General features: G+C 69.3%; 11 protein-coding genes. 5 read left to right on the top strand and 6 right to left on the bottom strand.

All coding sequences use genetic code 11. The features are described from left to right. Positions 1–153: 153 nt before the first annotated feature. Complete coding sequence (locus tag QX204_RS02830) at positions 154–567, bottom strand: DUF5319 domain-containing protein (RefSeq protein WP_022567296.1); 414 nt, start codon at positions 565–567, stop codon at positions 154–156. Between the two features lie 222 nt (positions 568–789). On the opposite strand from QX204_RS02830, the gene guaB reads away from it, so the two are divergent. Together guaB and QX204_RS02840 are read left to right on the top strand one after the other, a co-directional pair. After that, the gene (gene guaB, locus QX204_RS02835) at positions 790–2,334 is read left to right on the top strand and encodes an IMP dehydrogenase (protein ID WP_174555356.1); all 1,545 of its coding nucleotides are present in this window, start codon (positions 790–792) and stop codon (positions 2,332–2,334) included. Between the two features lie 268 nt (positions 2,335–2,602). After that, on the top strand, positions 2,603–3,757 hold the full coding sequence (locus QX204_RS02840) for a GuaB3 family IMP dehydrogenase-related protein (RefSeq protein ID WP_301905041.1): 1,155 nt from the start codon (positions 2,603–2,605) through the stop codon (positions 3,755–3,757). A gap of 5 nt (positions 3,758–3,762) precedes the next feature. Here QX204_RS02840 and QX204_RS02845 read toward each other — a convergent pair whose 3' ends face one another. Next, positions 3,763–4,563, bottom strand: a complete 801-nt coding sequence (locus QX204_RS02845; protein ID WP_301905042.1) for an alpha/beta fold hydrolase — start codon at positions 4,561–4,563, stop codon at positions 3,763–3,765. Between the two features lie 126 nt (positions 4,564–4,689). Here QX204_RS02845 and guaA point away from each other — a divergent pair, with 126 nt between their 5' ends. Beyond that, on the top strand, positions 4,690–6,270 hold the full coding sequence (gene guaA, locus QX204_RS02850; RefSeq protein ID WP_301905043.1) for a glutamine-hydrolyzing GMP synthase: 1,581 nt from the start codon (positions 4,690–4,692) through the stop codon (positions 6,268–6,270). Position 6,271: 1 nt separating this feature from the next. Here guaA and QX204_RS02855 read toward each other — a convergent pair whose 3' ends face one another. The 3 genes from QX204_RS02855 to QX204_RS02865 all read right to left on the bottom strand — a co-directional run bounded on the left by QX204_RS02855 (position 6,272) and on the right by QX204_RS02865 (position 8,407). After that, a complete protein-coding gene (locus QX204_RS02855; protein ID WP_301905044.1) occupies positions 6,272–6,406 on the bottom strand; it encodes a hypothetical protein in 135 nt (44 codons plus the stop codon). An 86-nt stretch (positions 6,407–6,492) separates the two neighbouring features. After that, a complete protein-coding gene (locus QX204_RS02860) occupies positions 6,493–6,705 on the bottom strand; it encodes a hypothetical protein (RefSeq protein ID WP_301905045.1) in 213 nt (70 codons plus the stop codon). Beyond that, positions 6,698–8,407: a PspC domain-containing protein gene (locus QX204_RS02865; protein ID WP_367620155.1), complete on the bottom strand. Its 1,710-nt coding sequence runs from the start codon at positions 8,405–8,407 to the stop codon at positions 6,698–6,700. The genes QX204_RS02860 and QX204_RS02865 overlap by 8 nt, the downstream gene beginning before the upstream one ends. Positions 8,408–8,916: 509 nt before the next feature. On the opposite strand from QX204_RS02865, the gene QX204_RS02870 reads away from it, so the two are divergent. Both QX204_RS02870 and QX204_RS02875 read left to right on the top strand, forming a co-directional pair. Next, positions 8,917–10,245: an ATP-binding protein gene (locus QX204_RS02870; protein ID WP_301908233.1), complete on the top strand. Its 1,329-nt coding sequence runs from the start codon at positions 8,917–8,919 to the stop codon at positions 10,243–10,245. 110 nt (positions 10,246–10,355) lie between these two features. Then, on the top strand, positions 10,356–10,991 hold the full coding sequence (locus QX204_RS02875) for a response regulator (protein WP_056819208.1): 636 nt from the start codon (positions 10,356–10,358) through the stop codon (positions 10,989–10,991). Here QX204_RS02875 and QX204_RS02880 read toward each other — a convergent pair whose 3' ends face one another. After that, positions 10,992–12,125, bottom strand: a complete 1,134-nt coding sequence (locus QX204_RS02880) for a serine/threonine-protein kinase (RefSeq protein WP_301905047.1) — start codon at positions 12,123–12,125, stop codon at positions 10,992–10,994. Positions 12,126–12,284 lie beyond the last annotated feature (159 nt).

The following is a 12,284-nucleotide window of genomic DNA, read 5'->3' on the forward strand; positions in this document are numbered from 1 at the left end:
CCAAAAACGAAGGCCCCGAACAGGTTCGGGGCCTTCGTTTTGTGTCGGGGGAGTTCGGATGCGGGCCCGCGTGGTCCCCCACGCACGCGTGACCGAGAGTGGGGGAGGGCCGGCGTCCGCGACGGACTCAGCTGTGCCGAGCCGGCGCGGAACTCAGTTGTCGAACCCGTCGAAGCCGTCGCCGTGGAACGCCTCGTTCATCGACGCGTCCGCGTAGCCGCGGCAGTAGTCCCACGTGACGTAAGCCTCGGGGGTGGGATCGTAGGCGGGCTCGTGCGGACGGACGGTGCCGTCGACGAGTAGCTGCAGCAGGTTGGCCCGCAGCATGTCCCAGTCGTGGTAGTGATCTTGCCGACAATCCTCACAGCTGACGACCAGACCGCGGATTCCGCGATGTGCCAGCAGGGCTTCGTATACGGCGAGGTCTGCGAGATCTTCCTCGACCGCGAGGCGCTCATGAGGATCCAACGGCTCACCGGGCTCGATCGCATCGAGCGCGGCGGACGGATCGGAGGGGTCTCCGGCGAAGGGATCCGGCGGCAGGCCAGGTGGTAGATGGTCACGCACATCCCCACGGTACGCAGTACTTGGTGCATCGCGCCAGCGATGCACCGGGCAAGTTTTGCGGAAGGGCTCACTTCACAGGCGTCCGCGGCCGCCGGATACCATGGAATGCAGGCGTCGGCGACTTTGTTCTTGCCGACCATCCGAAAGCTTTTTTCCGCTCGAGCACCGACGCACTGTGTCTACCGCGTCGGTTGCTATGACGACCAGGAGGGGTCGATCCGAATGAGTAATCCCGTGTCGGGCGAACGAACCGCGGTGCGCCCTCCTACGGGGGGCGACGATCCGACCAAGATCGCCATGCTCGGCCTCACGTTCGACGACGTGCTGTTGCTGCCTGCCGCCTCGGATCTCATCCCCAGCTCGGTCGAGACATCCAGTCGACTGACCAGGGACATCACGCTGCGTACGCCGCTGGTGAGCTCGGCCATGGACACCGTCACCGAGGCGCGCATGGCCATCGCCATGGCGCGTGCGGGCGGTATGGGCGTGCTGCACCGCAACCTCTCGGCCGTCGATCAGGCCGCCCAGGTGGAGACGGTGAAGCGCTCCGAGGCGGGCATGGTGACCGATCCGGTCACCTGTCGTCCCACCGATACCCTCGCCGAGGTCGACGCGATGTGCGCCCGCTTCCGTATCTCGGGTCTGCCGGTGGTGGACGAGACCGGCGCGCTGGTGGGCATTATCACCAACCGCGACATGCGATTCGAGGTCGATCAGGATCGCCGCGTGGACGAGGTGATGACCAAGGCGCCGCTGATCACCGCGCGTGAGGGTGTCACCGCCGAGGCCGCGCTGGGTCTGCTGCGTCGCCACAAGATCGAGAAGCTGCCCATCGTCGACGGCAACGGCCGCCTGCGTGGGTTGATCACGGTCAAGGACTTCGTCAAGACCGATCAGTACCCCAACGCCACCAAGGACCGCGACGGCCGCCTGCTGGTCGGCGCCGCGATCGGTGTCGGCGAGGATTCCTGGTCGCGGGCGATGACCCTGGCCGATGCCGGGGTGGACGTGCTGATCGTCGACACCGCGCACGGCCACCAGTCGCAGGTGCTGCAGATGGTCGCCAAGGTCAAGGCCGAGGTCGGCGACCGGATCCAGATCGTCGGCGGCAATGTCGCCACGCGTGCGGGCGCCGCCGCGCTCGTCGAGGCGGGCGTCGACGCGGTGAAGGTGGGTGTGGGCCCCGGCTCCATCTGCACCACCCGGGTGGTCGCCGGTGTCGGCGCGCCGCAGATCACCGCCATCCTCGAAGCCGTCGCCGCCTGCAAGGCCGCCGGTGTGCCGGTGATCGCCGACGGCGGTGTGCAGTACTCCGGCGACGTCGCCAAGGCCATCGCCGCGGGCGCGTCCACCGTGATGCTCGGCTCGCTGCTCGCGGGCACCGCCGAGTCGCCCGGTGAGCTGATCCTGGTCAACGGCAAGCAGTTCAAGAGCTACCGCGGCATGGGCTCACTCGGCGCCATGCAGGGCCGCGGCCAGGCCAAGTCGTACTCCAAGGACCGTTACTTCCAGGACGACGTGCTCGCCGAGGACAAGCTCGTCCCCGAGGGCATCGAAGGCCGCGTTCCGTTCCGTGGCCCGGTCAACCAGGTGATCCACCAGCTCGTGGGCGGCCTGCGTGCCGCGATGGGCTACACCGGTTCGCAGAACATCGAGCACCTCCAGGGCGCGCAGTTCGTGCAGATCACCGCGGCGGGTCTCAAGGAGAGCCACCCGCACGACATCACGATGACCGTCGAGGCCCCGAACTACACCGGGCGCGGCTGAGTACAATAGATGCGTTTGTGCTCCGGGAGATAGGCTCCCGGAGCACAAGGCAACGCAGGCTTGGCCCCGAGTCTCGCCGTAACGGCACTCCCAGCCCCGCACGACCCGACCTCGAGGAGGGTCCCGCCGCGAAGCGGCGGTTCGCGGCCGGGTCGCCGGTCAGGCGCCGCTGCGTAGGCGACGAAGGAGCAAGCAGCGGTGACTGACCGGCGGCCCGTGGTGGCCGCGAACTCGAGCGCGCCAGCGCTCCAAAAACACAGGAGCAACTGTGCGTGACATGGTCGAAATCGGTATGGGCAGAGTCGCCCGTCGGACTTACGAGCTCGATGACGTCGATATCGTTCCCTCGCGGCGGACGCGTTCGTCCAAGCTGGTCTCGTTGGCCTGGCAGCTCGACGCCTACCGTTTCGAGATCCCGGTGCTCGCGCACCCCACCGACGCGCTGGTCTCGCCGGAGTTCGCGATCGAGCTGGGTCGTCAGGGCGGCCTCGGCGTGATCAACGGCGAAGGCCTCTGGGCGCGCCACGCCGATGTGCAGGCCAAGATCGATCAGCTGCTGGATCTGGTCGACAAGGGGGGTTACGAAAAGGCCATCTCGCTGCTGCAGGAACTCCACGCCGCGCCGATGCAGCCCGACCTGCTCGCCGCCGCCGTCGCGCAGGTCCGGGCGGCCGGGGTGACCACCTCGGTGCGCGTGAGCCCGCAGAACGCCCGCGCGCTGACCCCGGCGCTGGTCCAGGCCGGCATCGACCTGCTGGTCGTGCAGGGCACCATCATCTCCGCCGAGCACGTCGGTGGCGACGAGCCGCTCAACCTCAAGACCTTCATCGCCGAGCTGGATGTGCCGGTCGTGGCCGGTGGCGTGAGCGATCACCGCACCGCGCTGCACCTGATGCGCACCGGTGCGGCGGGCGTCATCGTCGGCTACGGCTCGTTCCCCGGCGCCACCACCACCGGCGAGGTGCTCGGCATCGGCGTCCCGATGGCGACCGCGATCGCCGATGCCGCCGCAGCGCGTCGCGACTACCTCGACGAGACCGGCGGCCGTTACGTGCACGTCATCGCCGACGGCGATGTGGCCACCTCGGGTCAGCTGGCCAAGGCCATCGCCTGTGGCGCCGACGCCGTGATGCTCGGTGTGCCGCTGTCGGCATCGGCCGAGGCGCCCGGTCGTGGCTGGTACTGGCCCTCGGCTACCGCGCACCCCTCGGTGCCGCGTGGTTCGTTCCTGCCGGTCGACGAGGCCTGGCTCGACGGCCCCGACGGCGCGGCGGCCCGCCCGAACCTCGAGCGCGTGCTCTACGGCCCCTCCGACGACCCGTTCGGTTCGCTGAACCTGGTCGGTGGCCTGCGTCGTTCGATGGCCAAGGCCGGCTACTCCGACCTCAAGGAATTCCAGAAGGTCGGGCTCAGCGTCCGCTGACAGCGCTAACGCACGTGGGTCGGTGAGACCCGATCCCGCAGGAACCGGGAGATCGCGGTATTGACCGGTTCCGGGTGGGTCATCGTGACGGCCAGGCGGGCGTCATCGATCTCCACGAAGGTGGAGGCGGTGAGCCCGTCGGCCAGCGTGCGAGCCCTGGCGCCCGCGATGCCGCTCTGCGTGGCATGGATGATCAGCGCCGGGCAGGTGATCTCGCGCAGCCGGTCGAGCACCGAATCGCGCCCGAGCAGGCAGCCCACGGCGGCGTCGAGGCCGCTGTGGGCGTCGCCGACCCAGCGCCGGGTCCAGATGTCGCGGTACCAGGTGTCGTCGCCGATGAGCCAGTCGGCCAGCCGGCCCGCGGCTTCCTCCCGGGAGCTGCGGTCGTGCCACTCGTCGAGGAACCGCTGGGTGGCGGTGGACTGGTCGAGGGTCGGCCCGTGCGCCTCGGTGCTGATCAAGATCAATCCGGCGACCCGTTCCGGCGCTACCAGCGCGGTGCGCAAGGCGGTGAAGCCCCCTTGCGCGGTCCCGCCGACGATGGCGCGTTCGGCGCCGATCGAGTCGAGCACTGTCAGCGCGTCGCGGGCCGCGGTCCAATAGGTGAAGGGCAACCGCTGATCTTTGGTGCGGCCGTGACCGCGCGCGTCCCAGGCGACGATCCGGAATTCGGGTGCGAGTGCGGCCTGTTGCGAGGCGAACATCGTTCGATCCATGAAGAATTCATGGGCGAGCAACACCACCGGGCCTGTGCCACCGCTGTCCTCGTAGTAGATGTCTGCATCGATCGCGCGGGCGAATGGCACGAGGACGAGGATAGCCAGAGCCACCGCGCCACGCCTAAGAATGTGGGCGCGTCGTGCACAGTCACTACGGCGCGTCCGCGCTCCGACGATGCCCGCTGCTTGCTCGTCGCACCCCGTCACTAAACTGTGGCGGTGGCAGATACTCAGAGACCGGTCCTCGTCGTCGACTTCGGCGCGCAGTACGCCCAGCTGATCGCCCGACGGGTGCGGGAGGCGCGGGTGTTCTCCGAGGTGATTCCCCACACCATGACAGTGGAAGAGATCGCCGACAAGCAGCCGCTGGCCGTGATCTTGTCCGGTGGTCCGTCGAGCGTATATGCCGAGGGCGCACCGCAACTCGACGCGCGGCTGTTCGATCTCGGCGTGCCCGTGTTCGGCATCTGCTACGGCTTCCAGGCGATGGCGCAGGCGCTGGGCGGCACGGTGTCGCACACCGGCACCCGTGAATACGGCCGCACCGAACTGAACATCGACGGCGGTGTGCTGCACGGCGGTCTGCCGACCATTCAGCCGGTGTGGATGTCGCACGGTGACGCGGTGACCGACGCCCCCGAGGGCTTCGAGGTCACCGGCACCACCGCGGGCGCTCCGGTCGCCGCGTTCGAGGATCGCGCGCGTCGTCTGGCCGGTGTCCAGTACCACCCCGAGGTGCTGCACTCCCCGCACGGCCAGCAGGTGCTCAGCCGCTTCCTGCACGAGCTCGCGGGCATCCCTGCCCAGTGGACCCCGGCCAATATCGCCGAGTCGCTGATCGAGAGTGTGCGCGAGCAGATCGGTGACGGGCACGCCATCTGTGGTCTGTCCGGTGGTGTCGACTCCGCCGTGGCGGCCGCGCTGGTGCAGCGCGCGATCGGTGACCGGCTCACCTGTGTGTTCGTCGACCACGGTCTGCTGCGGGCCGGTGAGCGCGAGCAGGTCCAGCAGGACTTCGTCGCCGCGACCGGCGCCAAGCTGGTGACCGTCGACGCGGTGGACAAGTTCCTCGGCGAACTGAAGGGCGTCTCCGATCCCGAGGAGAAGCGCAAGATCATCGGTCGCGAGTTCATCCGCTCCTTCGAGGACGCGGTCGCGGGCATCGTCATCGAAGAGGGTGCGGCCGAAGGCAGCGACCCGAAGGTCGAGTTCCTGGTCCAGGGCACCCTGTACCCGGACGTCGTCGAATCCGGTGGCGGCGCGGGCACCGCGAACATCAAGAGCCACCACAACGTCGGCGGCCTGCCCGACGACCTCGAGTTCGACCTGGTCGAGCCGCTGCGCCTGCTGTTCAAGGACGAGGTCCGCGCGGTCGGTCGCGAACTGGGGCTGCCCGAGGAAATCGTTGCCCGCCAGCCCTTCCCGGGCCCGGGTCTCGCCATCCGCATCGTCGGCGAGGTGACCGCCGACCGGCTCGAGCTGCTCCGTCAGGCCGACGCCATCGCCCGCGAAGAACTCACCGCCGCCGGTCTGGACAAGCAGATCTGGCAGTGCCCGGTCGTGCTGCTCGCCGACGTGCGCTCGGTCGGCGTACAGGGTGACGGTCGCACCTACGGTCACCCGATCGTGCTGCGTCCGGTGTCGAGCGAGGACGCGATGACCGCGGACTGGACCCGGCTGCCCTACGACGTGCTGGAGCGGATCTCCACGCGCATCACCAACGAGGTGGCCGACGTCAACCGCGTGGTCCTCGACGTGACGAGCAAGCCGCCGGGCACCATCGAGTGGGAGTGAACTAGGCCGGTCGCGGCGGCGCCGCCTGGGTGAGCAGGAGCCTGCCGAGGAGGAAGCCGCCGGTGTGCGGTCGGTGGGTGGCCGGTGGCAGGACCTTCGCCAGCGGGGTTTCCGGTCGCTTGTCGGATTCGTCCATCGCCCTTGTCCTCCAACTGGTCTCGTCCAACAGCAATGGCCCGTCACGATGACGGGCCATTGCTGGTTTCCTCGGTTGTCCTTCGGTCAGTGGTGTTTACGGCTCGGGACCAGCGTGAGCAGCAGTCCGATCACGATGGCCGCGATCACCACGCCCCAGCCGACGGGCAGGATGCCGCCCTCGTCGGGGGTGGGTGCCCCCAGCAGTGCCCAGACGCTCACGGCCAGCGCGATCAGGCCGGTGGTCAGCAGGGTGAACGCGGGTCGGCGTCGGGTCTCGACGCTGTTCTGCTCAGCCACGGTTCACCGCCGCCTCGCCCATGTTCACCGCGACGCGCAGGTCGAGAACCGGGGCACCAGGGGTGTTGGGTCCGGAAATGCCGTCGGTGCAGTGTGATTCGCCCATGTCGACCTCGCAAGTAGTTTTCACGGTCATGTTCTCCGGCAGCAGGACGGTGGCCTCGCCCATGTTCACCGACACCTCGACGGTGCGGGATTCGGTGAGGTTCAGCTCGCGCAGGTCCAGCGTGCCCGAGCCCATGTTCACCGCGTAGGTCGGCTGGAGTTCGGTGAGCGCGACCGGTGCCCAGGTGCGGTCACCCATGGTGGCGCTGTCGAACTCGATCGGCCCGATCAGGGAGGCCAACACCACGAAACCGGCCAGCGGGGCGGTGAGCACCAGCAGCCCGTACCCGCGCCGCAGGAACGCGCCGACGACGAGGCCGAGACCGACCACGGCCAAGGCGAAGGCCGCGATCCGTGCCGGGGTCATCCATTCGACGCCCGAGGCCGCCGCGGCACCCGCCAGCGCCGCGGCGAGGATCGCCAGGCCGATGGTGACCGGAGTCAGCCGGGAGTGTGGACGTTTCGGTGGCGGTGGCGCTACGGGGGCGTACTGGGGTGCCGCTTCCGGGAGCTCCCAGGCGAGAGGGGCGACGGCGAGCGGGTCCCAGCCGTTGGGCACCTGCGCGTTGATACGAGCGGGTTCCGGTGCGGGAGAGATGGTTCCGGGGAGGTTCTTGTACAGAACCGCGGTGGCGCCGATCTCTTCGGCTTCAGGTGTCTCGACGACCTCGGCTTCCGGGCTGTCCGCACGCTTGTCGAGATCGACGGGCGCGGCCGAATCATCAACCAGGCGAACCGGTTCCGCTGTCTGCTCGCTCGGGCCGGCGGCGTGCGGTGCGTCCGACGTCGCGTCGGTGGCTTCGAGGCGACTGGTCGGCGTCGAATCCGCGTCATCGTGTTCGGGGTCGCCGGATTCCGTCGGCGTCACCGTGATCCGGACCGTGTCTACCGCATCCGAGGTGGTTTCACCGGTTTCGTCGATGTTCTTGTGCAGGACGACCGTCTCGGTAGCGTCGACACGCAACAGCGGGGTCGATTCGGCCGTGGCCGCGCGGGCGGCCGCCGGATCGGGCACGTAGGCGTCGGGGAGTTTGGTGTAGGGCGTGTACATCCCCGTCGGCGGTACCTCCGGGTTATACGGATATCCGCGTACCGGGACGCCGGTCGGGTAGCCCGCACCCGGGTAACCCGTCGTGCCGAGCGGAGCGCGGTAGGCATCGAACCCCGCGGGCAGCTCGGGATGACGCAGATACAGCATCCACCAGCCCGCGAGCATCAGCCCGAAGCTGACCACCCCGCCCCCGCCCATCCCCAGCCCGATCGGACCCATGGTCGACACGGCGATCGCCAGCGCGACGATCAACACGATCGTCTTGGTCTGCGAATGCGACCCCCGATCGTGGGACGACAGGGCCTGCGCCGCCGACACCTCGTTGCCCGCCGACCCCAGCACCAGCCAGGCCAGCAGATACAACACGATCCCTGCCCCACCGAAAATGGTCGACACCACGAAGGCCACCCGCACGAGCACCGGATCCACCCCGTACCGCAACCCGAAACCCGCCGCCACCCCGGCGATCGGCCCCTGCCGAGGCAGCCGGACGGGCCGCGTCTGCCACATCTGGTGAACCTGGTCGGCGAAGCTCGTTCTGCTCATGCCATCCATGGTGTGCCGAGCCACCCCCTTCGCACATCGGGGGTAACCCTGATAATTCGATCTCAGGGATGTTCCCGATGCCCACCCAGCAAAATGCGTGCCAGTATCGAAGAATGGATCCGTCTGTTTCCGCCCGCACTGCCGCCCAGGGGTCTGCCACCCCACCTGGGCACGCCGCCGCCGGGAACAACGCCACCAACCATCAGGCCACCGCGCCCGGCTACCGGCCCGCGATCGGCAACGAAGCGGACGTTGTCGGTCGTGCGCCGGTGGCCGCGAACGGGATTCAACCGGGTAATTCGGGCCGGCCTGCCGAGGGGCCGGGGGCCGCGGCGAATCCGCGGCCCGGTGGGCACCGGCCGCGTGGTCGTTTCGTAGAGCGCGCGTTCGGGGGACAGCCCGCGGTGTATGGGGCGCCGCAGCACTACGTTCCGCCGCCGCAGTACCGGGCCGCGCCGGGTTATCCGGGGGGCCCGCAGGGCTATGGCGTGCCTCGCGGCTATCGGCCCATGCTGCCGGTCCCCGGTCCCGAACCGGTGGGTGCGCCGTTGCCGGAGCCCCCGCGCCTGGTCCGTCGCAGTGGTGGGCGGGTGGTCGGCGGTGTCGCGGGTGGGCTGGCCGACCATCTCGGCGTCGATGTGGTCAAGGTGCGGCTGGCGTTCGTGCTGCTGTCCGCGATTGTCGGTGCGGGCCTGGTGGCCTACGGGCTGCTGTGGATCTTCACGCCCGGTGGCGCGGATGCCGTGAAGCCGACCGGCGACGAGCGCAGGCAGGCGATCGGGCTTGCCCTGCTCGGGCTCGGGCTCACGGTGACGGTGGGATGGCTGTTCCAGGGGACAGCCGCGCAGGTGATCGCGCCGATCGTGGTGGTCGCGGTCGGCGCGGCGCTGGTGTGGCGTGAATACGATGTGGCCGCGCCGGGTCCACGGGCCCTGTTCGGGCTGCCCGCGCGACCCTCGGTGGTCACCTGGTCGCGCATCGTGGCCGGGGCGACGCTGATCGTGGTCGGGCTCGGGGTGGTGGTGCTGGCCAGGATCGATCTCAGTTCGCTCGGGTCCGCGCTGATCGCGGTGGCGGTCACCCTGGTCGGCGCCGGTCTGCTGACGGTGCCGCTGTGGTTGCGCATGGTCCGCGCGCTCAATGCCGAGCGCGGCGCCCGCATCCGCAACGAGGAACGCGAGGAGATCGCCTCCCATCTGCACGATTCGGTGCTGCAGACGCTCGCGCTGATCCAGCGTCAGGCCGAGGACCCGCAGGAGGTGCTCCGCCTGGCCCGCAGTCAGGAGCGCGAACTGCGCAAGTGGCTCTTCGACGACACCGCACCCGCCCAGTCCAGCCTGGCCACCGCACTGCGCACCATCGCGGGCGAGGTGGAGGACCAGCACGGTGTGAAGGTCACCCCGGTCACCGTCGGCGATGTGGCGATGGACCCCGGCGACACCGGCGCCGGCCTGCCCAAGGAACATTTCACCGCCCTGCTCGGCGCCACCCGCGAGGCGCTGGTCAACGCCGCCAAGCACGCCGACGTCCCCGAGATCGACCTGTTCGCCGAGACCGAACCCCACCAGGTGAGCATCTTCGTGCGCGACCGCGGCGCCGGTTTCGACGTGTCGGCGGTGCCTGCCGACCGGCGCGGGGTTGCCAAGTCGATCCGAGCCAGAATCGAGCGCCGCGGCGGCACCGCCGAGATCGACTCGACCCTCGGGCGTGGCACCGAGGTGCGGATTGTCATGCCGCGCACCGATTCGGGGACCTCGGAGCCGGACGAGGTCGCGAGCGAAAACGCGCCGACCACCGAGGACCGCGCGTCGACGCAGGATCATCCGACCGATCCCTGAGCGTGCGATCGCACCGAACCCGAGCCGATTTCGACGCCCGGACACCACGGTGTGGTACCGATGACAGCAGGTCGATCGAGACGGTTCTACTGAGGAGTCTTGTAGTGAGTGTGCGGGTGTTCCTGGTCGACGATCATGCGGTCTTCCGGTCGGGGGTGCGGGCCGAGTTGAGCCGCGAGACCGATATGGAGGTCGTCGGTGAGGCGGGGGCGGTGGCTGAGGCGATCGCCGGGATCGATGCCGCGAAGCCCGACGTGGTGCTGCTCGACGTGCACATGCCCGATGGCGGTGGGGTGGCGGTGCTGAGCGGAATCGCCCAGGGGCCGGTGTGTTTGGCGTTGAGCGTGTCCGACGCGGCCGAGGATGTGATCGCGGTGATCCGGGCGGGGGCGCGCGGGTATGTCACCAAGACGATTTCCGGTGCCGAGCTGGCCGACGGCATCCGTCGGGTCGCGGGCGGGGACGCGGTGTTCAGCCCGAGGTTGGCCGGGTTCGTGCTCGACTCGTTCACCGGGCGCTCGCCCGTCCCGGAGCCGCCACTCGATCCCGAATTGGACTCGCTCACCCCGCGTGAGTTGGAGGTGCTGCGCTTGCTCGCGCGTGGTTACACCTACCGGGAGATCGCCGAGTCCTTGTTCATCTCGGTGAAGACCGTCGAGACGCACGCGTCGAATGTGCTGCGCAAGACCCAGCAGTCCAATCGCAACGCGCTCACCCGCTGGGCGCACCGACGACGGATCGAATGATCACATCACGGCGATGATCATCGCGATCAGGATGATCAGGCCGATCAGCACGCCCGCGCCGATGGCGAGGGGGGCGCCGTTGGGCAGATTGTCGATGAAGCTGCCGGTGCGCTGCTGGGGTGCGGCGGCGGTGGCGGCGACCGGGGCCCGGTGCGGACGCGGGAGGGGGGAGGAGTTGGGGCTGCGCAGGCCGCTGGCGGAGTTGCGGGTGGACCAGGCGGGGATGGTGCCGTCTTCGGTGCGCAACGGCACACCGAGGATGTAGGCGCCGGTGCCCGGGCCGAAGGCGGCGGTGAGGATCTCGTCGCGGGCCTCGGCCATGGTCGGGCGACGCTGGGGCGCGGGCTCGAGCATGTGCAGGATCGGCTGGGTGAGGATGCCGCTACGGGTGGGCGGGATGATCCGGCCCATCGCGGCCGTGGCGACGACGTCGTTCTCGTCGGAGTCGAAACCGAACGGCGGCTGGCCCTCCAGCGCGGTGTAGAGGGTGGCGCCGAGGGAGAACACGTCGCTGGCCTCGGTGGGCCGGGCGCCGCGCGCGACCTCGGGCGGGAGGTAGGCGGGGGTGCCGGTGATCACACCGTCGGGTTCGTCACCTTGGGCGTCGCCCGCGCCGCGCGAGATGCCGAAGTCGCTGAGTTTGGCCAGGCCCACACTGTTGCCACGATCGGCGACGAGGATGTTGCCCGGCTTGATATCGCGGTGCACGATGCCCGCGGCATGCGCGGCGGCGAGCGCGTCGGCCACCTGCGCGCCGATCTGGGCGACCTCGACCGCGGGCAGCGTGTCGACCAGCGCGAGCGCCTTGGCCACGCTGCGCGAGGGTAAGTACTCCATGACGAGCCACGGCTCGCCCGCCTCGATCACCACGTCGTGCACGGCCACGGCGTGGATGTGCGACAGCTTGGCGGCCACCCGGCCCTCGTGCACGATGGCGCTGCGGATTCGCTCGGCCTCGGCCGCGCTCAGTCCCGCGGTGGACAGCACCTGCTTGATCGCGACTTCCCGGTTCAGCAACCGATCGGTCGCGAGCCAGACCGCACCCATACCACCCCCGCCCAGCTTGGACTGCAGGCGGTAGCGGCCCGCGACCAGGTAGTCGGGGCCGATATGGGGACGAGCACGTTCGGTCACGGGTGCGAGGGTAGCCGAATATGGCGCTGACTGGCCGGGATCTTCGGGGTGCTTCGCGGTGGACACGGGGTGGGGGTGGGTGTCACGCTGGTCGCTATCGAACGTATATTCGAATACGATCGATAGCTGAAACGGTGCTGTCGTTTCGGCGCGGGGCGG

The sequence above is a fragment of the Nocardia sp. PE-7 genome (assembly GCF_030486425.1).
Lineage (GTDB): Bacteria > Actinomycetota > Actinomycetes > Mycobacteriales > Mycobacteriaceae > Nocardia > Nocardia salmonicida_A.

Coding starts and splice junctions, on each gene's coding strand:
- QX204_RS02855 (WP_301905044.1), bottom strand. CDS start 6,406: ATGGACGAATCCGACAAGCGACCGGAAACCCCGCTGGCGAAGGTCCTG.
- guaB (WP_174555356.1), top strand. CDS start 790: ATGAGTAATCCCGTGTCGGGCGAACGAACCGCGGTGCGCCCTCCTACG.
- QX204_RS02865 (WP_367620155.1), bottom strand. CDS start 8,407: ATGAGCAGAACGAGCTTCGCCGACCAGGTTCACCAGATGTGGCAGACG.
- QX204_RS02870 (WP_301908233.1), top strand. CDS start 8,917: ATGCTGCCGGTCCCCGGTCCCGAACCGGTGGGTGCGCCGTTGCCGGAG.